19 protein-coding genes are annotated in these 21,017 nt (G+C 41.2%); 11 read left to right on the plus strand and 8 right to left on the minus strand.

The window, feature by feature from the left end; genetic code table 11:
- The first annotated feature begins 49 nt into the window (after positions 1-49).
- A complete protein-coding gene (locus tag ES896_RS15200; RefSeq protein WP_135226977.1) occupies positions 50-3,271 on the plus strand; it encodes an efflux RND transporter permease subunit in 3,222 nt (1,073 codons plus the stop codon).
- A 196-nt stretch (positions 3,272-3,467) separates the two neighbouring features.
- On the opposite strand, the gene ES896_RS15205 is transcribed toward ES896_RS15200, so the two are convergent.
- Positions 3,468-4,421, minus strand: coding sequence for a nucleoside hydrolase (locus tag ES896_RS15205; RefSeq protein ID WP_008344231.1), 954 nt, complete (start codon positions 4,419-4,421; stop codon positions 3,468-3,470).
- Between the two features lie 181 nt (positions 4,422-4,602).
- On the opposite strand from ES896_RS15205, the gene ES896_RS15210 reads away from it, so the two are divergent.
- Entirely contained in the window at positions 4,603-5,511 is a 909-nt protein-coding gene (locus tag ES896_RS15210) for a diacylglycerol kinase (protein WP_135226978.1), read from the plus strand.
- Between the two features lie 61 nt (positions 5,512-5,572).
- Complete coding sequence (gene rlmD / locus ES896_RS15215) at positions 5,573-6,946, plus strand: 23S rRNA (uracil(1939)-C(5))-methyltransferase RlmD (protein WP_048002048.1); 1,374 nt, start codon at positions 5,573-5,575, stop codon at positions 6,944-6,946.
- Between the two features lie 298 nt (positions 6,947-7,244).
- Here the strand turns inward: rlmD and ES896_RS15220 are convergent, their stop codons facing one another.
- On the minus strand, positions 7,245-7,580 hold the full coding sequence (locus ES896_RS15220) for a hypothetical protein (RefSeq protein WP_057078357.1): 336 nt from the start codon (positions 7,578-7,580) through the stop codon (positions 7,245-7,247).
- Between the two features lie 25 nt (positions 7,581-7,605).
- Positions 7,606-9,147 (minus strand): T7SS effector LXG polymorphic toxin, encoded by a 1,542-nt coding sequence (locus tag ES896_RS15225; protein ID WP_035703579.1) that lies wholly within the window; start codon positions 9,145-9,147, stop codon positions 7,606-7,608.
- Between the two features lie 542 nt (positions 9,148-9,689).
- Here ES896_RS15225 and ES896_RS15235 point away from each other — a divergent pair.
- Both ES896_RS15235 and ES896_RS15240 read left to right on the plus strand, forming a co-directional pair.
- Entirely contained in the window at positions 9,690-10,664 is a 975-nt protein-coding gene (locus ES896_RS15235) for a tRNA dihydrouridine synthase (RefSeq protein ID WP_017366774.1), read from the plus strand.
- 105 nt (positions 10,665-10,769) lie between these two features.
- Positions 10,770-11,624, plus strand: a complete 855-nt coding sequence (locus ES896_RS15240) for an SMI1/KNR4 family protein (protein WP_017366775.1) — start codon at positions 10,770-10,772, stop codon at positions 11,622-11,624.
- A 54-nt stretch (positions 11,625-11,678) separates the two neighbouring features.
- On the opposite strand, the gene ES896_RS15245 is transcribed toward ES896_RS15240, so the two are convergent.
- Complete coding sequence (locus ES896_RS15245) at positions 11,679-12,050, minus strand: hypothetical protein (RefSeq protein ID WP_007496834.1); 372 nt, start codon at positions 12,048-12,050, stop codon at positions 11,679-11,681.
- Between the two features lie 181 nt (positions 12,051-12,231).
- Between ES896_RS15245 and ES896_RS15250 the strand changes: the two genes are divergently transcribed.
- Positions 12,232-12,669, plus strand: coding sequence for an Rrf2 family transcriptional regulator (locus ES896_RS15250; protein ID WP_017366776.1), 438 nt, complete (start codon positions 12,232-12,234; stop codon positions 12,667-12,669).
- 65 nt (positions 12,670-12,734) lie between these two features.
- Positions 12,735-13,649, plus strand: coding sequence for an NAD(P)/FAD-dependent oxidoreductase (locus tag ES896_RS15255; protein WP_135226979.1), 915 nt, complete (start codon positions 12,735-12,737; stop codon positions 13,647-13,649).
- 10 nt (positions 13,650-13,659) lie between these two features.
- Here ES896_RS15255 and ES896_RS15260 read toward each other — a convergent pair whose 3' ends face one another.
- Positions 13,660-13,860: a hypothetical protein gene (locus ES896_RS15260; RefSeq protein WP_025206887.1), complete on the minus strand. Its 201-nt coding sequence runs from the start codon at positions 13,858-13,860 to the stop codon at positions 13,660-13,662.
- Between the two features lie 113 nt (positions 13,861-13,973).
- Here ES896_RS15260 and ES896_RS15265 point away from each other — a divergent pair, with 113 nt between their 5' ends.
- Positions 13,974-14,621, plus strand: a complete 648-nt coding sequence (locus tag ES896_RS15265) for a DUF3885 domain-containing protein (protein WP_135226980.1) — start codon at positions 13,974-13,976, stop codon at positions 14,619-14,621.
- Between the two features lie 34 nt (positions 14,622-14,655).
- Here ES896_RS15265 and ES896_RS15270 read toward each other — a convergent pair whose 3' ends face one another.
- Entirely contained in the window at positions 14,656-15,984 is a 1,329-nt protein-coding gene (locus ES896_RS15270) for a 6-phospho-beta-glucosidase (RefSeq protein ID WP_135226981.1), read from the minus strand.
- A gap of 204 nt (positions 15,985-16,188) precedes the next feature.
- On the opposite strand from ES896_RS15270, the gene ES896_RS15275 reads away from it, so the two are divergent.
- Complete coding sequence (locus tag ES896_RS15275) at positions 16,189-16,920, plus strand: MurR/RpiR family transcriptional regulator (protein WP_135226982.1); 732 nt, start codon at positions 16,189-16,191, stop codon at positions 16,918-16,920.
- 13 nt (positions 16,921-16,933) lie between these two features.
- Here ES896_RS15275 and ES896_RS15280 read toward each other — a convergent pair whose 3' ends face one another.
- The gene (locus tag ES896_RS15280) at positions 16,934-18,136 is read right to left on the minus strand and encodes an MFS transporter (protein WP_135226983.1); all 1,203 of its coding nucleotides are present in this window, start codon (positions 18,134-18,136) and stop codon (positions 16,934-16,936) included.
- Between the two features lie 146 nt (positions 18,137-18,282).
- On the opposite strand from ES896_RS15280, the gene ES896_RS15285 reads away from it, so the two are divergent.
- On the plus strand, positions 18,283-18,762 hold the full coding sequence (locus tag ES896_RS15285; protein WP_135226984.1) for an aminoacyl-tRNA deacylase: 480 nt from the start codon (positions 18,283-18,285) through the stop codon (positions 18,760-18,762).
- A gap of 32 nt (positions 18,763-18,794) precedes the next feature.
- On the opposite strand, the gene ES896_RS15290 is transcribed toward ES896_RS15285, so the two are convergent.
- Positions 18,795-19,703 (minus strand): LysR family transcriptional regulator, encoded by a 909-nt coding sequence (locus ES896_RS15290; protein ID WP_019743938.1) that lies wholly within the window; start codon positions 19,701-19,703, stop codon positions 18,795-18,797.
- 102 nt (positions 19,704-19,805) lie between these two features.
- On the opposite strand from ES896_RS15290, the gene ES896_RS15295 reads away from it, so the two are divergent.
- Positions 19,806-21,005 carry an MFS transporter gene (locus ES896_RS15295; RefSeq protein WP_135226985.1) on the plus strand — a complete coding sequence of 400 codons (1,200 nt, stop codon included), beginning with the start codon at positions 19,806-19,808 and terminating at the stop codon, positions 21,003-21,005.
- Positions 21,006-21,017 lie beyond the last annotated feature (12 nt).

Here is a 21,017-nt window from a genome sequence, read left to right on the forward strand (position 1 = left end):
GATATAGAATGACCAGTCAGTCAATACATAAAGGAAAATGGAGGACATAATGAATTCGATCATCAATTTTGTATTAAAGAACAAGTTCGCTGTATGGCTCATGACGATTATCGTAACAGTTGCTGGTCTATATGCCGGATTGAATATGAAACAAGAATCAATCCCGAATATCAACACTCCAGTCATTACGGTTTCTACAACGTATCCTGGCGCAACGCCGGACGAAGTATCAGATAAGGTGACAGATCCAATTGAGAAGTCGATACAAAATCTCAATGGGGTGAATGTGGTCACTTCTAATTCTTTTGAAAATGCCTCATCGATTCAAATCGAGTACGATTACAATAAAGACATGGATGAAGCAAAGAAGGAAATTGAAGATGCCATTAGCAATATCAATTTTCCAGAAAATGCAGAAAAACCAAAAATCGCACGTTTTAGCATCAATGCGATTCCAATTTTAGCTCTTAGTGTCTCCGGTGATAAAGAGTCATTACAAGACCTGACACAAAAAGTGGAAAATGACCTTATTCCTTCTCTTCAAGGTTTAGATGGTGTCTCTTCTGTCGAAGCTTCTGGACAACAAATCAAAGAAGTAGAATTTTCTTTTAAACAAAAGAAATTGAAGGAATATGGTTTAGATGAAGAAACTGTCCAAAACATGATCAAAGGCTCTGATGTCAATGTACCTTTAGGGTTATACACATTTGGCAACAAGCAAAAATCAGTCGTAGTGGATGGCAATATTTTAAGTGTTAAAGATTTGAAAAACATGCGAATTCCTGTCACACCAAGTGCAAGTGGCGGTGCGGGAAGCGCAGGAGCTGGAGCGCCTTCTAGCGGCTCAGGAAATGCAGGAGCTCAAGGTGCTGATCAACAGGCTGGAAGTGCAAGTCAGCAGCAAGCAGCAGCAGCTCAGCAACAACCTGGTGCAGCAAGCGGTCAATCTGTAGAGCTGCCGACGATCAAACTTTCTGAGATTGCAGATATTAAAGTCGTGAAAGATGCAGAATCGATTTCTAGAACGAACGGAAAAGACAGTATCGGTTTGCAAATTGTTAAAGGCTCTGATGCCAACACAGTGAGTGTAGCAGAAGCAGTCACAAAAGAACTTGATACATTCAAAAAAGACAATAAAGGAATCAAAGTCAGCACGACATATGATCAAGCAGAGCCGATTAAAGAATCTGTCAGCACAATGCTGAACAAGGCGATCATCGGAGCAATCTTTGCGATCATTATCATTATGTTGTTCCTTCGAGATATCAAATCAACATTAATCTCGGTGATTTCCATACCGTTATCCCTGTTGATTGCTGTTTTATTATTAAATCAGCTCGATATCACATTAAATATCATGACACTTGGTGCCATGACAGTCGCCATTGGACGTGTTGTCGATGACTCGATTGTCGTCATAGAAAACATCTATCGACGAATGGCGTTAAAAGATGAACCGTTAAAAGGAAAAGCACTCGTTAGAGAAGCCACAAAAGAAATGTTTATTCCGATTATGTCTTCGACGATTGTCACAATTGCGGTATTCTTGCCATTAGCTCTAGTGGGTGGAATGATTGGTGAACTATTCATCCCATTTGCATTAACCATTGTGTTTGCTCTAATGGCTTCACTACTTGTCGCCATTACAATCGTTCCAATGATGGCTCACAGCCTATTTAAAAAGAACCTGTACGGCAAAGCGAAAAAGGTAAAAGAACACAAACCAAGCAAACTTGCTGGTGGTTATAGACGTGTACTCAATTGGACATTGAACCATAAATGGATCACGTCAGGAATTGCGATTTTGATGCTGATCGGTAGCTTATTCCTCGCACCACTTGTCGGTGTCAGCTTCTTACCGCAGGAAGCAGAAAAAACGGCAATGGTGACATACACGCCAGAGCCTGGACAAACGAGAGAACAAGCCATTGCTGAAACGAAAAAGGCAGAAGATTACTTAATGAAACGTGATCATGTCAATACGGTTCAATATTCATTAGGCTCTTCAAATGCACTGACAGCAAGTGTTGGTGGAAACTCTAACGGTGCATTATTCTTCGTACAATACGACGAGGACACACCGAACTTTGATAAAGAAAAAGATCGTGTGGTTAAAGCCCTTCAAGACAAAACGTCTAAAGGGGAATGGAAATCACAAGACTTCTCATCTGCTGGCGCAAGCAATACAGTGACGTACTATGTGTACGGTGACAAAGCAAGTGATATTGAAGGCACAGTCAAAGATGTCGAGAACATTTTAAAAGATGAGAAGAACTTGAAAAACGTCAGCACAAGCTTATCTGAGAAGTATGACGAATATACGTTTAATGCAGATCAAGAAAAACTGGCGAAACTAGGCTTGACCGCTTCACAAATCGCACAGGCGATCGCTCCTCAAAGTAATGAAACAACGTTGACGAAAGTAACAGAGGACGGCAAAGAACTAGATGTGAAGCTTCAAACAGAAAAAGATGAATACAAGAGTAAAAAAGATCTAGAGAATAAAAAGATCACAACACCAACAGGACAACAAGTCCGAATTGGCGATGTGGTGAAAGTGAAAGATGGCACAACAGCAAACACTGTAACAAAGCGTGATGGGAAGATTTACGCTGAAGTATCTGGTGACATGACAACAGACGACGTATCAAGTGTGACACAAGATGTCCAGAAGAAAGTTGACAAGCTTGATTTGAAATCTGGCGTTACGATTGATACAGGCGGTGTAAGTGCGGATATTGAGGAATCCTTTACACAGCTAGGACTCGCAATGCTTGCAGCGATTGCTATTGTATACCTCGTTCTCGTCATTACATTTGGCGGAGGTCTTGCACCATTTGCGATTCTGTTCTCACTTCCATTTACGATTATTGGGGCACTCGTTGGATTGTTTGTAGCGAAAGAAACCATCAGCTTAAATGCCATGATTGGATTGCTGATGCTGATCGGAATCGTTGTAACAAATGCCATTGTCTTAATTGACCGAGTGATTCATAAAGAGAAAGAAGGACTTTCAACAAGAGAAGCCTTACTTGAAGCAGGTACAACAAGATTACGCCCAATCTTAATGACGGCACTTGCGACAATTGGTGCATTGCTGCCACTTGCATTAGGTTTTGAAGGCGGAAGTCAGATCGTATCAAAAGGACTTGGCGTCACCGTTATTGGCGGTTTAACAAGTTCTACACTTCTCACATTGGTCATTGTGCCAATCGTGTATGAAATCTTAAGCAAGTTTAGACGTAAGAAAAAGTACGCTGAAGAAGAGTAAGAGGAAGCCCCGCTCATGAGCGGGGCTTCAGCGTGTAGACAAACCCTCGCATTCTTTGTCAGTCCTGCGTGCCGGTGCTCGTAATTCCTAGACTGCAAAGGTTTTCTATCACGCTGAAAAGAAGACACAGGGCTAAAATCAAGTTCATTTTAGCCCTGTGTCAACAATTTGAGCCCCGCTAATAAGCGGGGCTTTTTTATGATGAAATCTGACAAACCGCTTTTCTCATAAGCTCTTCAAAGGCCTCGAAAAAGGCATCCCGATCAACGTGGTCAATGACATGAATCGTCTTTCCATCTGGATGCTCTTCGGTACGTCCTTGTCTTGGTGTTTCGGTATAAACAATTGCATTCATTTCTTTTGAACGGGTAAATGAGGTGGAAGCAAGAGTGATGGTTGTCAGCACATCCCATAAGTAGTAAGTCGAGTTCGTTTCGTGATGAATGAGAGGCGGACAAAAGGCATAACATTGTCCAATAAAGTCAATCCCGATGTGAGAGCGAAGGGAAGCCCAGCGTTGACGGACATCGAGTGTGAGCGGGACTTGATTCGTGCTTTCCAGTGCGACCATTTCAATTGGAAACCGCTCTTGAAATACGGTGCTCACAGCATAAGGGTCCCAAAAAGCATTCCATTCTGCTGTTCCATCATGCTCGGGTTCTTCAACATTGCCTTTTTCAAGGAATGTGCCGCCCATCCACACCAGTTTCTCAATTTTATTTGAGATGGAAGGATCTTCTTCTAAGGCGCGTGCAAGGTCTGTGAGCGGTCCTGTAAAGAGTAGCGTAACAGGTTCGGTTGACTTTTTCATCGTTTCAATCAGGTGAAGATGTGCAGGAAGCTTAGATACTTTTGTATCAATAGCGCCTTTTTCATTTAAAATCGGCAGGGCATCTACATAAAAAGCATGCATGCGCCATTCCTTTGGAAATGGATTCACACCTCTAGAATTGGAAGCGGCTACTTCAATCTCATATGGGCTAAAACGATCAATAATTTTCTGAGAAGCGCTCAGCGCAGGCTCTAAATAACAATCAGCAGGAATCACAGACGTCCCGATCACTTTCAGGTGTTCCATTTGAAGAAGTAGAAATAAGGACACGAGATCATCAACACCGCCGTCATGATTGAAATAGACAGGCTTTTTCATGGCATATCATCCTTTTCATCGTTTTCTTTTATCTTATCAGAATGCTGATCTGCTGAGGGAAACGTGCCATGAGATTTCAAATATTAGGGGGTTGTTCTGTTGCCATTTTCAAATCTCATAGTATAATTAAAGGTTGTTAGTGGTGAAAATAGATTGCATAATGATAATAGGATGATGATGAATGAAACGTGCTCGAATTATATACAATCCGACATCTGGACGTGAACTCTTTAAGAAGAATTTACCGCAGGTTTTGCAAAAATTTGAACAGGCTGGCTATGAAACATCTTGTCATGCGACGACATGTGCAGGAGATGCAACACAAGCAGCCGAAAAAGCCGCACAGAGAGATTTTGATTTAATTGTAGCAGCTGGTGGAGACGGCACGATTAATGAAGTCGTCAATGGATTAGCACCGCTTGAAAAAAGACCAAAATTAGGAATCATTCCAGTTGGAACGACCAATGACTTCGCAAGAGCACTTGGCATTCCAAGAGAAGATATTTTAAAAGCGACAGATGCCATCATTGATGGTGTAGCAAAGCCGCTTGATATTGGTAATGTGAATGGACAGTATTTCATTAATATTGCGGGAGGCGGCCGATTAACAGAGCTGACCTATGAAGTGCCTAGTAAGCTGAAAACTATGCTAGGACAACTTGCGTATTATTTGAAAGGCATGGAGATGCTTCCTTCCATTCGCCCGACAGAAGTCGAAATTGAATATGACGGCAAATTGTTTCATGGAGAAATCATGCTGTTTCTTGTTTCACTAACAAACTCAGTAGGCGGCTTTGAAAAGCTGGCACCAGATTCCATTCTAGATGATGGGATGTTTGACCTGATCATTCTAAAGAAGGTCAATCTAGCAGAAGCCATTCGAGTGGTCAGCCTTGCACTCAGAGGCGAGCATATTCATGATAACAATGTCATCTACGCAAAAGCGAATCGCGTGAAGGTAGATGTAAAAGATAAAATGCAATTGAATTTAGATGGTGAATACGGCGGCATGCTGCCAGGTGAATTTGAAAATCTGTATCGCCATATTGAATTTATTGTGCCAAAAGCAACAGCTGAAAAAATAGGGTGAAGACTAAACTTGGTTCCTTATGGCGACCAAGTTTTTCTTTGCAAATGAGGTGATAAAATTGGTGAAAATGAAACCGCCTGTTGAAAAGAATGAATACTACAATGTAACCTTCGAAGATTTAACGCACGAAGGTGCAGGTGTAGCGAAAATTGAGGGTTTCCCTGTGTTTGTACCGAATGCCCTTCCTGACGAGCAAGGGAAAATCAAAGTCACACGTGTCAAAAAAGGATTTGCTTTTGGACGACTCATGGAGCTGACAAAGGAAAGTCAGCACAGGCAAGATGCGCCATGTCCCATTTACAAGCAGTGCGGTGGCTGTCAAATCCAGCACATGAGCTATGAAGGTCAGCTGCAATTTAAACAGAAACAAGTAAAGGACGTATTGGAGCGGATCGGCAAGCTTGATATGAGCCGTGTAAAAGTTCATCCTGTACTCGGCATGGAAGACCCTTGGAATTACAGAAACAAAGCACAAGTACCAGTTGGCGAACGGGAAGGCGGACTTGTTGCTGGATTTTATCAGCAGCGTACCCATGAAATTATTGATATGGAAAAATGTTTGATCCAGCAATCAGAAAACGATGAAGTCGTTCAAGCTGTCAAAGAAATATGCCAAGCGTTCGGTATCAAAGCATATAACGAAGAACGTCATAAAGGCTGGTTGCGTCATGTCATGGTTCGCTACGGTATTGCAACAGGTGAAATGATGGTTGTGTTTGTTACTAGAACGGCTGATTTTCCGCAAAAGCAGCAGGTGATTGAGCAGATTATAGCACGCTTCCCACACGTTCGGTCAATTGTACAAAACGTGAATTCAAAGAAAACAAATGTCATTTTCGGAGACGAAACAACCGTTTTATGGGGCGAAGAATACATTTATGATACGATTGGCGACATCAAATTTGCCATTTCAGCCCGCTCATTTTATCAAGTGAACCCAGCTCAAACAAAGGTGCTTTATGACAAAGCCCTTGAATATGCCGAGCTGCAAGGAGAAGAAACCGTCATCGATGCCTACTGCGGAATCGGTACGATTTCCTTATTTCTCGCACAAAAAGCAGGCAGAGTATATGGGGTTGAAATTGTCCCAGAAGCAATTGAAGATGCAAAACGCAACGCTGCCTTAAACGGAATCAATAATGTTGAATTCGCAGTCGGCGAAGCAGAAACCGTCATCCCAAACTGGTACAAAGAAGGCATCATAGCAGATACGCTAGTTGTTGATCCGCCAAGAAAAGGCTGTGATGAAGCACTGCTTGATACGATTTTAAAGATGAAACCGAACCGTGTTGTGTATGTGTCCTGTAATCCAGGGACGCTAGCTCGTGATTTGCGTATTCTTGAAGATGGTGGGTATGTGACGGAGGAAGTGCAGCCGGTGGATATGTTTCCGCATACGAGTCATGTGGAGTGCGTGGCGTCTTTATATAAATAAGGGTTTAAGAGTGTACAAGTTACGATTTATAACAAAATTAAAGAAAAAACAGCAGACCGCGGGAAATGCAAGAAATTTTGACAGAAAACCTTTTTATTGATCGAAAAGAGATGATGCGCTGATCAAATAAGAATATTTCCTTGATTTGTTGGCCGAGGGGCATGCGAAAGGAATTACGATAAATAGCCGTTGGATTTAAAAAGGTATCTTCAAATAAAACAAAGTTTACGAAATATGTTCAGTTAAAACAAAAGAAAGCTCTTCTTTATTAGAGGGGCTTTCTTTTGTTATCCGTCTGTTATTTATCATTGTCCAATTCCCATATTTTTTGACCATCCGGTAAATATACTGCTGTTGGTGGATCGTTATAAAGGGAAATTTCAGTAAAAGCATTACCTTCTTTCAGCCATTCATAAACAATACCACAATTATTGGTAGGATTAGCTAATATTTTATTCGCTTTAAATCCAGCAGCATGGTATTCCGTGTAATTTACATCGTCATCTTCTAATCCATTGTCTGTTTCATAAACAGTATCTAGTTTACCGATAATTCTAAAACCATTTTCCCATTCTAGTATCATATCACTTTTTTCAAAATCTATTAATGTTCTAATTAATGAATCGTATCCCATGTATATCCCCTTCTGATAATGATTTTTATGGTCTCGCTGGTACTATGTGAGCTCCATCTTTTCCGTAATGTATCAATCCGTTAGTAGTTTCTAGATACGTTTTGGATTTGTGATCATAGTATTTTCCTATTACTTGACCAAAATTTATTCTTTCTCTATTTTTAGTGAACATATCACCTTTTCCTGCAAATTTATCTAGTAATTCTTGTGCCTTTTTATTGTCTCCATAGAATATACTCTTGGTTTTACCATTCGCAACTTCTTGCTTATAGTTAGGTGCATCAGGAATATGTTTCTCTTGAGCGCCTGGTTTTACTTTTGCCGGGAACCCATTTACTTCACGATACGGACCTTTTGGTACGGAGTGTTTGCCGAAGGAAGGTGTTTTGACAATCTTCTTGGCTACTTTCTCTCCTTTCATGATTTTAAATACGTATTTTCCAACTTTAGCGATTTTAGCTACGGGTATCATGTACAAGCTTGATACTAGACGGTCCATGTCAGCGACTTTGTCACCTGATACAGGGTCTCTCCCTGTTATGATTCGAATTGCATCATTTATTCCTGTAAATTCAACCGCTGTATTTAAGATTTTTGGGGTTTGTTTTAAGTCGGAAATCTTTGTGATGCTCTCAATATTCACTTTGTTTTGGTCCGTTATTCGTAACCGATAGAGCATTCCATCTCGAATAACGTCAACTATTTTGGCATTTGCGAAGTCAATCTTTTCATCTGTATTATATACTTTTCCATTTACGAACACGGCGTCTTGATTAATTTTATTAGAGGGTTTCCTATTTACAACCGTATCCACATTCGATCGCTCTTTATCATTCAGCTTATTCAGCATGATCGCCATTGGATTTCCATCGGGATTGTCTATTTTTTTATTCAATTCGTTTAGGTTACTGCTGATCTTTTTGTCTTCCTTATCTTTGAGAATGGACCCTTTTTGATAGGTGGTGATCCCGATTTTTGCACCAGTGAACATTGTGCCTAGAGTGTCTATGTATTCTTTCATTGTTTGTATGGAGTTCTTGGTTTCATTCAAAGCACTGGCTTGTTCTCTGTCAAAGGCATGGAGCGTACCGATGGTTTTTGAGATGTTCATCCAGGCTTTTTGGTAACTGACTTGAAAAGCAGACTCGTCCACAATTGGTAAATGAATAATATGGCTGACTTTGCCGATGGCACTGCTCACATCTGACATGATATCAGATACAGCTGTTTCGGCATTTTTTAAACCTTGATCAAGCTCATGCTCGAGAAATGCTTGTGAGATAAAGCCATTTTCATTTGATTCAAATGCATGAAGTGCATTCTGTACCTTTTGGAGTACGGAGGTGTATTCTCCAATCGTGACTTGAAAGAATTGCAAGAAAGGGATATGGCACTCTGAGTAAAACGCTCGAATCGCTTCTCCAGCTTCCCCCTTTAGTGCGCCATCCAATGAAATGATTCGATTGATTTGGCTTTCAAGGGATTTGATATGTAGTGATTGTTGTTTTAACTGTGTCAGTGTTTGATCAATTGCATGGTGCAAAGTTTTAACATCTAACGTTTTCATGGTATTCTCCTTTAATGCTTGGTCGCAATCAATAGAGATTTTACCATTATACGGAGAATGATTGGGGAATAAATACTTAATTTCATGAAGTTGAACCGATTTGCTTAGGTGATAAAGACTAGTTGTTCAAATAACAAGTGGAACAGTTTGAAAAGGTGTACGTTCTCACAAGCTTGCCATGTGCTTTATTGACAGCACGTTGTATAACACGATTCCCGAAAGTTTCCTTTTTGAACAACGTTTACGCCTTCTGAAATTTTTGATATTTTATATAGTGCTGATCGTATTTTGTTAACGTTTGTTTTACGCTTCTTTTGCATTGTCGCTTATAAAAAAAACATAATATTACCCAAAAGAATACTTTTAACTGCAAAATGATTTGCAATTATTGGTCATAGTTGATTATGATCAAGGCCTGTTATAATAAGGTTTTTAACACCAAGAATGAACGTTTGCGTTGGCTTCTTACTAAAGTATATAATGATATTTTATAGAAGGACATGCCCTTTAGGTGCTATGTCATGAGAGGAATTGGATGAAAGATGAGTAAAAATTTCTGGCGTGATTTACCACGGCCATTCTTTATATTAGCACCAATGGAAGAAGTGACAGATGTTGTGTTTCGTCATGTTGTGAGTGAGGCGGCGAGACCGGATGTGTTTTTCACAGAGTTTACGAACAGTGAGAGCTACTGCCACCCTGATGGCATTCAAAGTGTGAAAGGTCGCTTAACGTTCACCGAGGATGAGCAACCGATTGTTGCTCATATTTGGGGAGATAAGCCTGAGAACTTTAGACAAATGAGTATTGGAATGGCGGAATTAGGATTTCAGGGGCTTGATATTAATATGGGCTGTCCTGTCCCAAATGTCACGCAAAACGGGAAGGGGAGTGGATTGATTCTTCGCCCAGACGTTGCGGCAGAGCTGATTCAAGCGGCAAAAGCAGGGGGATTACCTGTTAGTGTGAAAACAAGACTAGGGTTTACAGAGGTCGATGAATGGCGTGGCTGGCTCAGACACATTTTGGAGCAAGACATTGTGAATTTATCGATTCACCTTCGCACAAGAAAGGAAATGAGCCAGGTAGATGCGCATTGGGAGCTCATTCCTGAAATTAAAAAATTGCGTGATGAAGTAGCCCCTGATACGCTTTTGACGATCAATGGTGATATTCCTGATCGTCAAACTGGCTTAAAGCTCGCTGAGCAGTATGGAGTGGACGGTGTGATGATTGGGCGTGGGATTTTCCATAACCCATTTGCTTTTGAAAAAGAGCCGAAAGAGCATACGAGTGACGAACTGTTAGGTCTTTTAAGATTACATCTTGATCTTCATGATCAATATTCTTCATTAGGTTTGCGACCGTTTAAGGCACTGCATCGTTTCTTTAAGATTTATGTAAAAGGATTCAGAGGAGCGAGCTTCCTAAGAAACCAATTAATGAACACATCATCAACAGATGAAGTGCGTGCAATGCTAGATGAATTTGAAGCGAGAAATCAAGAACAATCATGATCAACAAGAGGAGGGAGAACCCTTCTTTTTTTTATAAATAGGACTATTAAACTAGTTTTCTCAAATGGTAAAATGCGATAGAAATAACAATTGGAGGTATTTTATTTGAAACCATTTTGGGACACAGACAGAGAAAGTGAAGAGACATTTAAGAAAATCAATGAAAAAGGCATTGCAAAAGCGGAAAAGAAATTAGGCGTCATCTTGCCTGATACATATAAGAAACTGATTCTTGAACAAAATGGCGGTTATACCTTGCATAATGCTTTTCCAACAGACCAGCAGAATGGATGGGCAGAGGATCATGTGTCATTTGATCATTTAAGAGGGATTGCCAAAGGCGAAGGTATTATGGATAGTGATTATTTAATAGAAGAATGGGAATTGCCTGAGGGGCTTGTACTGATTTGTGGGGATGGTCATACATGGATTGCATTGGATTATAGAGAAACAAAGGAGCATCCGCCGATTCACTACTTTGATCTAGAATATGAGACGGATTTCAAATTAGCGGATTCGTTTGATGAACTGATTGCGGGGCATTATACCGCAGAGGGTAGTGAAGAAGATGAAATGTCAGATGAAGAATGGCTGGCTGAATATGAAAAGCAGAATAAACCATTATCAAAAGAAGAAGTGAAAGATATCTTTTTAACCAAAGACCCTGAGCAACTATCAAAAATCGCGAATTTCCAAGTGGAACAAATTGATGATATCAAGTGGATTTTTTCTGAGGTAGAAACGTATATGGAAAGCCTTCAGAACGAAGAAATGTTAACGACTGCTGGCTGGGCAATCAATACGATCTTTATAATGAATGACGAAATGATTAAGCAGCATGCTGATGTTGTCGAGCATGCACGTCGTTTTGCGAAGCATTTGAATCAATCAGAAATAGATGAAATGCCCCAAATTGCCTTTAATATATCAATCGCATTGGAATTTGATTTAGAGGAATAAGTATCTATCATTTTAAAAATAGACCCCCTTACTAAAAAGGGGGTCACCATGTCCTTACTCCGCACTCTCCTCAACATCACGGCTATCTTCTGTTTCACCAATATAAATAGGACCGTTTGCATGGTCGATTCGGATTGGCCATTCGTATGGGACTTGCAGGCGTCGTGCGATGGCTCTCCAAAATTTTGCAGAATCAAATTCTAGTTCTTGAAAGTCTTTAAGCAATTCTTTATAAGAAGAACCATCAAATTGAATGTACGAGTCTTGCAGACGCATAAAGGCGTAATGTCTCACTTCTAATGCTGCCGCAGCTTCCATTTCTTCTTCTGTTGCTTCGCCAATGATTGTTCCTGCGGGTGGAAGCATGTCGTATACGTTAAATTCCTCTTCTTCTTCGTGTGCTGCATTGTGCTGTTGATCTGACATTTTTTTCACTCCTTCTAGTCTTCATCAAGCTTTTATTCGTGCTTACTTCTATTATCGGAAGGAAATGCGAAATGTGGAATGAAAAAAGAAGCAGATCCACAATACTTGCTTTTTCTTCTTGAATCTTTTATGATCAATTACAGATATAAAAGGTCTATAATAGATAGAAAGGAATGTTTCGATGAAATATTCTAAAGCGACCAACTATGCCCTGCATACGATGGTATTTTTAACCCTTGCACCAAAGGGGAAAGCAATAGGCGTTGAACCTCTCGCCAAGATGCAAGATCTTTCACCCACTTATTTATCCAAAATTTTAACAAAGCTTGTGAAGGCGGGATTGATTGAATCAACACCTGGCGCAAAAGGTGGTTACACCATTCTGAAAAAGAAGGAGGACATTTCGTTTCTAGACGTCATTCAGGCGGTAGAAGGACAAACCCATTTATTTCGTTGTTCTTTAGAACATGATTCTTTCATGCCTCACGATGGCTGTTTAATTGAACAAGTCATGCAGGATGTTGAAATGAAAATGCAGGAGACGTTAAGTCAAAAGCGGTTAGTTGATATTGCAAGCCAAATAGAGCAGACAGAAAAAAATCCATTTTTCAAGATGTGATTTTTTTTGAGTGAATTATAGATATTAAAAGTCTTTAAAGTCTTGGATAAAAAGGAGAGATTTATATGTTATTAGATTGTGCCATTATTGGAGGCGGGCCAGCCGGATTAAATGCAGCTCTTGTTGTGGGGCGGGGCAGAAAACAGGTCATGGTATTCGATGATGAGATGCCAAGAAATCGAGTGACTCAGGAATCACATGGATTTATTACAAACGATGGAATGACACCGTTTGAGATCAGACAAGCAGGAGAAGCGGATCTCCAAAACTACCCCAATATCCAAATCAAACGAAGCACAATTGTGGAGATACAAAATCATGAGGACAACTTCGCGTTACTGACACAAGAAGGAGAAAGATTCGAAGCGAAAAAAATCATTTTGGCAACTGGACTTCAGGATATACTGCCAGAAATGAAGGGGATTCATGAAGTGTATGGAAAGACGTTGTTTAGCTGTCCTTTCTGTGATGGCTGGGAGCTAAAGGACAAGCCGCTGGCTCTGATTGCTGAGAATTCACGCGCTTTGCATATGGCGAAACTTCTTTCCAATTGGACAAAGGATTTGATTGTGTTTACAAATGGACAGCAAGTGTTAGCTGAAGAGGAGAAAGCACTGCTATCAGCGCATTCTATTCAAGTCATTGATGTACCAATTGTAGCGATCAATCATGACAATGGGCAGCTACGCTCTCTTCAGCTTGCAAATGGAGAGATAGTGATAAGAGAAGGCGGATTTGTCGCAAGTGATTTCAAGCAGTCAACCCCTTTTGCTGAAAAACTAGGCTGTCAAATGACGAAAAATGGGGGCATTGAAGCAGATATTCTTGGGCGTACAACCGTCAGCGGTATTTTTGCATGTGGTGATAATTTAGGCGGACCTGCTCAGCTTGTTCTTGCAGCAGCAGCAGGAAGTCAGGCAGGAATGGGTGTGATTCATGAACTTGTGCAGGAAGAGTTTCAACAAAAAACATCTCTGTAAAAAGAGATGTTCAGCGATGAGCGATTTTCCGTTTTGCTAAGACGTGAGCAGTCCATTCAAAAAGTGCGTAGATGACAAAGAAGATTAGAATCCAGCTGCTGACATCGACCCATACATTGGTGATATGAATGATGTTCGCCTGATCAAGTCCAGTCTGTATCCACATCGTGATCAATGCGGTGAGGAACACCTGTAAAAACCATTTTTTCAATTGGTCACACCTCCATATCTTTCTATCATATAAGAAATGACAATTTATTTCCAATTGAATTTCCATCAGTTTCAACGGTAAAATAAGAAATAAAACCAATGGAAGGACATGAGATGAGCGATCAAACCAATTGTTTTTTAAAAAGTCATTTTCCTGATCTTGTCCTCGCGCCGCCTCTTTTTTATAGGTGGCCTTTTGGTCTTCGCTTTGAAGTGGCAGATTGGTCATTAGGAGAAGAATCGGTTGTATTAGAAAAAGCAGGCGATCGGGCTTTAAAAATTGTCAGATATACTTTTGATCCAGAAGACGATATTCTACTTGTCACGGATGTTTACACGCAGCATGAACATGAACTAACGAGGCAAAAGCTCCTTGTTTATCAAAAATATGCCGACCGACAAGTGCGTCACCGATTGCTTCACGAGCGTTTGACTTATGTACAATCAAAACTAGAAGAAACAATGAAAATAGAGAGATTTACACTCAAGTGTCAGCTGCAAGATATTCGATTGCGCCCGCTTCTACAAGCCATATGCCAAGAGGATTTTTGCAAACCGAATCAAATCTTGAAAGGAAAGCTAGGTTATGACAATTATCTCATCAATCTTTCAAAACAGATGATTTTCCACTTATATGATGATCGAGGCTGTGATCTTATTGCGGCAGATCCAGAACATCTGCGTCCAGTTTATGAAGGTTTACAGCACTGGCTATTAGACTATGACCGTGCTCAGATGGATCAGTTGTTTGCCGGGAAATAAGAAAAACCGCACTTTTGACAAGTGCGGCTTCTTTTTATGCTTCAACTTTATTGAAAAACTGTGGTAAGTAGTCTTTGTGTGCTTCTAGCATTTCATCTAGGATGCTTTTTGCAATGGCATCTGATGGGACGAGCGGATTGATGGTCATGGCAACAAGGGCTGTGTTGTAGTCACCTGTTACAGCTGCTTCAGCGGCTACACGTTCAAAGGATTTAATTTGAGAAATAAGTCCTTTGACAGCAACCGGCATTTCACCAACAGCGATTGGTTTTGGGCCGTCTTTTGTGATGACACAGTTCAGTTCAACGGCAGAATCATTTGGAATGTCACTGATGGCGCCATTGTTGATTGTGTTTACAGGCTGAATGTCGTGCTTGTCGTTATAAATGGATGCGATTAAGTTACATGCTGCATCACTGTAATAAGCACCGCCTCGTTTTTCAAGCTGTGGCGGCTTAATATCAAGATCAGGATCTTTGTAAAGCTCGAACAGGTCATTTTCTAGTGCACGGACGACTTCTGCACGAGTTCCCTCATTCGCTGCTGCTTTTTTCTCTTCAGCCAACATATCACTTGTCTTGTAATAGTAGCGGTGGTACGGACAAGGAATCACACCAAGCCCTTTTAAGAAATCTGCATCCCACGGAATCGCTTGAATGTTGTTCATGGACATGGTGGAGTTTGGATCTGCCATGTCTTCGATCACTTGATCCATGATGCTTTTGCCATCTAAGAACACGTTCAGTCCAAAGACCATATGGTTTAATCCAGCAAAGCTGACTTCGACTCTGCTTGCGTCGACATCAAGTCCTTTGGCGATGCCCATGCGAATGCCGATTGGTACGTTACATAAGCCAACGACTTTGCGGTGGTTTGAATAGCGAAGTACAGCTTCTGTGACCATACCAGCTGGATTGGTGAAATTCACAAGCCAAGCATCCGGGCATAATTCTTCAATATCTTTCACAATCTCAAGAATGACAGGGATGGTGCGCAGACCCTTGAATAGACCGCCTGGACCGTTTGTTTCTTGACCAATGACATCATATTTTAAAGGAATGCGTTCATCCTTCATACGTGCTTCCAGTAATCCGACGCGGAATTGTGTTGTGACGAAATCAGCGTCTACCAGTGCTTTCCGGCGATCTAAAGTTAAATGAACCTCGATTGGAAGTCCCGCTTTTTTTACCATGCGTTTTGCAAGATTTCCGACGATCTCAAGCTTTTCTTTACCTGCTTCGATATCGACGAGCCAAAGTTCGCTAATTGGAAATTCATCGTACCGTTTAATGAATCCTTCGACAAGTTCTGGTGTATAGCTTGATCCTCCGCCGATTGTGACAACCTTTAATCCTTTTGTCATGTTCTGCACCTCCGAATAATGTAACGCACAATGTTATAATAGAGTGAATCAATCTTTTATCATTTGTTTGTACATTTATAGCTTATCGTGAGAGTACCTTGTGCGTAAACGGTTTCAGCGTCTTTAGGCAAGGGTGCCCTATTTAGAGATTTGTTACATAAAAGAAACGTCTTGTGTCATGTTGTTGGAGAAAGGGGAAGTCAGATGTTTTCAAGTGAGGTCATTTCCAGCTTTAATGAACTAGAAAGCGCTTTATACCGATACATTATGGAAAACAGTGAAAAAGTCGTCTATATGAGAATTCGTGATTTGGCAGATGCCGCACATATATCGACCTCATCTGTCCTTCGCTTTTGTCGAAAAGTGAATTGTGAAGGCTTTTCAGAATTTAAGGTGAAGCTCAAAATGTATTTAGAAGCAGAACAAACACCTTCTTTGAAAAGCACGCAGCATTTCCTGTATGAATTTATCGAACGGACACTTAAAGGAGATTTTGAAGAGAAGATTAAAGAGGCAGCGAAGCTCATTGCGGATGCAAAGAATGTGCTGTTTATTGGGACGGGCAGTTCTGGTATTTTGGCGCAGTATGGGGCAAGGTACTTTTCAAGTCTTGAGAAATTTTCATTCTACATCAATGATCCGTTTTTCCCGATGAATATGCAGTATTTAGACAATAGTGTCACCATTGTGCTGTCGGTATCAGGAGAGAACCGCATAACGATTGATCATATTTCGAAACTAAAAAGAGAAGGCAGCACGATCATTAGTATTACAAACAATCAGCACTGTACAATTTCTCGTATTTCTGACTTAAATATTGCTTATTACGTCACAGACGAACGAGTCCATAGAGCCAACATCACCACACAGACACCCGTTGTGTATATCCTAGAAGCAATGGCGCGTGACATGTTTACGATGTTAAAAGAAAAGTAAAAGAGCCGCTGCCTCAAACAGCTGCTCTTTTTTTCTGCATCATGAAAGCGGTGATGGCAATGCTTGAGCAGATGAGTACAAACAGTCCGCCTAACAAATACACAAATCTCGCTCCGAATGTATCCGCAATTAATCCAACAAAGAAAATAGATAAACTGACAGACATAGAAGAGAGAACGTATTGAGCCGAATACACTTTTGATAAATCATGGACTGGCGTTTCCGTTTGAAGAATGGTTTGCTGAGAGACATCTCGAATTTGATAGGCAGGCCCCATTAAAATACAAAGCAGCAATGCAAGCCATGGCAGGCTGTTTAGCGAAAATAGGATCGTCAGCACTGCATAAATAAAAGAGCCCGCTGCCATAAAGAGGAGAAGTTGTTTTTGAATAAACTGACTTAGCCATGCGGCCATGAGTCCGCCTATAATGGCACCTATATAATATGCGGCATTGATATATCCCCACCATTCCGCACCTTCCTTTAAAACAAGTGTGACAAAGGCAAGCGTAACCGGTCCGACCCACAAAGCACCTGCAATATTTTCACAAACATCCATGAAAGTCAGGATGCGAACCGTTTTGTTTGTCCAAATGATCTTCCAGCCATCCTTGAACCCGTTCATCTTATTTTCTTTTTGAACCGTGTCTTCTTGCTTGAGTAGAGAAAAAACAGGGATGATCAATAGATAGGACAACACAATCATGAAACAAGAGGCCCACATTAAATAAGATGGACCAATCAACAGGACGAGCATTCCAGTAAACGAATAGCCGGCGATTTGAACAGATTGATAAAAAACGGAGGCTGTACTGTTCGCTTTCACAAGCTGATTTTCTGGCACAAGCATCGGCATGATGGCCTGTAATAAAGGGCTGATGAACCCGCCTGTGATGGAAATCAAAACGAATGCACTAAACAGCCAGATCAGGTGCTGCTGAAAGAAATCAAATTGGGTCGTGAATACGACGAGCATTCCAATACGTAAAAGAGGGACCCATTTCAATAGACGCTTGGCTTGAAAGAGTTCTGTCAAAACAGGAGAGAGGAGCCCAGCCAATAGCTGACATAGTGTTCTTATGAGCGGAAATACAGCCGCATAGGCGACAGATTGTGTATCTTGATAAATAACCAATGTGACTGTCATCAAAAATAGAATATCACTTAGCATGAGAAGGCTTTTACTGCCTGTATAACACCAAAACTTATTTCCCATATCCAACCGACTCCTTTTCAAAAACAAGTTCAGTATAGCATGTTGGCGAAGTGTGCAGAGGTTTTCCATTGAAAAATACATCTTAAGGATGAGAGGATTGTGATAAGCTAAATGAAAGAACAACGTAAGGAAAGGGGTTCAATCAATTGAGAACATTACCAGCACATGACTTTTTGGACAAGCATGGCATCCCGTATGACATCAAAACATTTTCTGCCGACACAGAGAAGGGCGCAGCGAATGTAGCTGCAGCACTTGGTTTTAGAGAAAGACAAATGATCAAAACATTGATCTTTGAAACAGGGGAAGGGGAGCAGCTGCTTGTAATGGTTGGTGCTGACCAGCACATCAAATCAGGGAAACTAAAGAAAGCCGCAGGCTCTCGTAATATCAAAATGGCTTCACCTGACACGGTACTTGAAGTGACGGGCTATCGGATTGGCTCGATTCCGCCATTTTGTTGGCAGCCTGAAGGGTTCCGCACGATTATCGAAGCATCGCTATTAGAAGAAGAGATATTAGGCGTTGGAGCGGGAGAATGGGGAAATGAAATACTCATCACCCCAGAACAACTAGTAAAAGCATCAAAAGCGGTCCCATTTGATCTTGTTCAGCCATCCGAATAGAAAAAGTGCCTGTTGCTGAAGCAGGCACTTTTTTAATTGGAGTCAGGTGCTATAAAGGGTCCGATGTCTTTCATTTGCAGAAAAGCATTCACCGTCCTATTTTCCTCAAGGTCATTCGCCCGTTTGCAGACCACAACAGGTCTGATAATGTCTATTCCTTCGATATACACGCGCCCAATCTCTCCACGTTCTAAGCTTCGCTGAACAGCGTCACGAGGAACAAGGGTGATGCCATAGCCAGCTTTGATCATTTGAATGGCTTCGTGGACACCACTGAATTGTAAATCAACGGTCGGTTTTTTAATTCCTTTAGCGGTAAAAAGGGAAAAAAGCTTGTCTCTCGTTGAACTGCCTTCTTCTCGCATTAAAAAGGGTTCATGGCTTAGGCGTTCTAGGGGGACGGTTTGTCCATTTAACGGGTGATCCACAGGCACGATAAAGTCATAACTTAAATCAGTTAAGTGAGAGGTGTGAAGATCTTCGTGGTGCAGATCTTCAATTACAGCAATCGCCACATCTGATTGATATTGAAGCAAGCTTTCGATCACTTGAGCGGAGTTTCCGCTTTTTAATTCAATGTCTGTCTGTGGCGATGATGTTTTAAAAGAGGCAAGCCAATCAGGCAGCAAAAAGTTAAGTGGTACGTAGGTAGAAGCAATTCTGAGTCTTCCTTTTTTTCCGTTTTGCAGAAGGGTAATCTGATATTCCACTTCTTTTTCCGCCTCGAATACTTGCCGGGCATATGGATACAGGATCTTTCCCATCTCCGTCAATGTAATCCCCCGGCCGTTTCGTTTGAAAAGACGAAAGCCGATCTCTCGTTCAATGCTTCGTAATTGTGCCGTCACAGCCGGCTGCGTCAAAGACAGCACGTCTGCCGTTTGAGTGACACTTTTTGTTTCGGCTACCTTTGCAAAAATACGGAGGGCATGTAAATTCATCTTTGCACCGCCTATCAATTATTTTGATGATTCAATCAAAAACATTCATTAGATTTATTATAAGGTATCCCTTATCGTAAAGGTAGCGAAGGGGGAAGAAAAATGGATCATCGTCAAAAGCAGGTCGTGTTTATATCACTCATCACGGCGTTTGCACTCATTGGGGATTCCATGCTGTATATTGTTCTTCCAATCTACTGGCGAGAGATTGGTTTATCGTCCATTTGGGAGGTAGGTTTACTGCTCTCGATCAACCGATTCATTCGCATCCCTTTAGCACCAGTTGTTTGGTGGCTATACCGGTATGTGCCGATGAAGACAGGTGTATTGATTGCTATTTTGCTAGCGTCAGTGACCACGATGCTCTATGGTGTCAGTGGCTTTTGGCTGCTGCTCATATGCCGATGTGCTTGGGGATTGGCGTGGACTTTACTTCGGATGAGTGGAATGAGACTGATTGCTGAAATGGATGAAGGCGCACAAGGTCATTTGACTGGTCTTTATAATGGACTTTACCGCCTAGGCAGTTTATTCGGAATGTTATTTGGCGGGATATTTGCCAGCTTGATCGGTTTTCAGTCCATGACGCTTGTCTTTGGCTTACTCACATTGATGGGCTGCATTTTTTATGTATCGTTGGATGAAATTGAAAAGAGAGAAGGCACGCAGGTGTATCATGGCATCAAACAGAAGTGGTTTACACGAGATGTGGTAAAAGTACTGATAACAGGCATGCTGATCGCACTGATCATCCAAGGTTTATTCGCATCCACGCTGAGTCATGTCATTGAAGCAAAGATTGAGCAAGATGAATTGACTCTGTTTGGCTTTGTCATCGGAGCTTCGGCTTTAAGCGGTGTTATTCAAGCACTCAGGTGGGGATGGGAACCATTTCTCGCACCGAGAACGGGCAAATGGTTTGATCGTCTTGTGATAAAGGAACGAATGTTATGCTGGATGTTTCTTTCTTTTGGAGGGCTCAGTTTTCTTGGGATCATGCTGAAGGTAAGCGGCTGGTTCCTATTGATGCTGCTTTTGATGCAGCTGATGGCAACAATTGTCACAACATTCACCGATACACTTGCCTTTCAAAAAGCTTCTGCTCAAACAGATAAGAACCGCTTTCTCGCCAGCTATTCTTTTGTTCAAGATATGGGGGCTGCTTTAGGACCTTTGTGTGGGTATACGTTGATCCAGTTTTTCGGAACAAACAGCGTCTTTTGGCTGATGCTTATCATAAGTTTAATGCTCGTCAGCATGTGGATAAGAAGCGGGCAGCATGTTTCTTCTAGTGCAGTGTAAAAAATAAAGCGT

The sequence above is a fragment of the Bacillus sp. 005/A4HT-01/001 genome (assembly GCF_004634445.1).
GTDB classification, from domain to species: Bacteria; Bacillota; Bacilli; order Bacillales; family Bacillaceae; genus Bacillus; species Bacillus altitudinis.

Excerpts from the sequence above, each read along its gene's own strand:
- ES896_RS15200 (WP_135226977.1), top strand. The coding sequence starts at position 50 with ATGAATTCGATCATCAATTTTGTATTAAAGAACAAGTTCGCTGTATGG.
- ES896_RS15205 (WP_008344231.1), bottom strand. The coding sequence starts at position 4,421 with ATGAAAAAGCCTGTCTATTTCAATCATGACGGCGGTGTTGATGATCTC.
- ES896_RS15210 (WP_135226978.1), top strand. The coding sequence starts at position 4,603 with ATGAAACGTGCTCGAATTATATACAATCCGACATCTGGACGTGAACTC.
- ES896_RS15220 (WP_057078357.1), bottom strand. The coding sequence starts at position 7,580 with ATGGGATACGATTCATTAATTAGAACATTAATAGATTTTGAAAAAAGT.
- ES896_RS15225 (WP_035703579.1), bottom strand. The coding sequence starts at position 9,147 with ATGAAAACGTTAGATGTTAAAACTTTGCACCATGCAATTGATCAAACA.
- ES896_RS15235 (WP_017366774.1), top strand. The coding sequence starts at position 9,690 with ATGAGTAAAAATTTCTGGCGTGATTTACCACGGCCATTCTTTATATTA.
- ES896_RS15245 (WP_007496834.1), bottom strand. The coding sequence starts at position 12,050 with ATGTCAGATCAACAGCACAATGCAGCACACGAAGAAGAAGAGGAATTT.
- ES896_RS15250 (WP_017366776.1), top strand. The coding sequence starts at position 12,232 with ATGAAATATTCTAAAGCGACCAACTATGCCCTGCATACGATGGTATTT.
- ES896_RS15255 (WP_135226979.1), top strand. The coding sequence starts at position 12,735 with ATGTTATTAGATTGTGCCATTATTGGAGGCGGGCCAGCCGGATTAAAT.
- ES896_RS15265 (WP_135226980.1), top strand. The coding sequence starts at position 13,974 with ATGAGCGATCAAACCAATTGTTTTTTAAAAAGTCATTTTCCTGATCTT.
- ES896_RS15270 (WP_135226981.1), bottom strand. The coding sequence starts at position 15,984 with ATGACAAAAGGATTAAAGGTTGTCACAATCGGCGGAGGATCAAGCTAT.
- ES896_RS15275 (WP_135226982.1), top strand. The coding sequence starts at position 16,189 with ATGTTTTCAAGTGAGGTCATTTCCAGCTTTAATGAACTAGAAAGCGCT.
- ES896_RS15280 (WP_135226983.1), bottom strand. The coding sequence starts at position 18,136 with ATGGGAAATAAGTTTTGGTGTTATACAGGCAGTAAAAGCCTTCTCATG.
- ES896_RS15290 (WP_019743938.1), bottom strand. The coding sequence starts at position 19,703 with ATGAATTTACATGCCCTCCGTATTTTTGCAAAGGTAGCCGAAACAAAA.
- ES896_RS15295 (WP_135226985.1), top strand. The coding sequence starts at position 19,806 with ATGGATCATCGTCAAAAGCAGGTCGTGTTTATATCACTCATCACGGCG.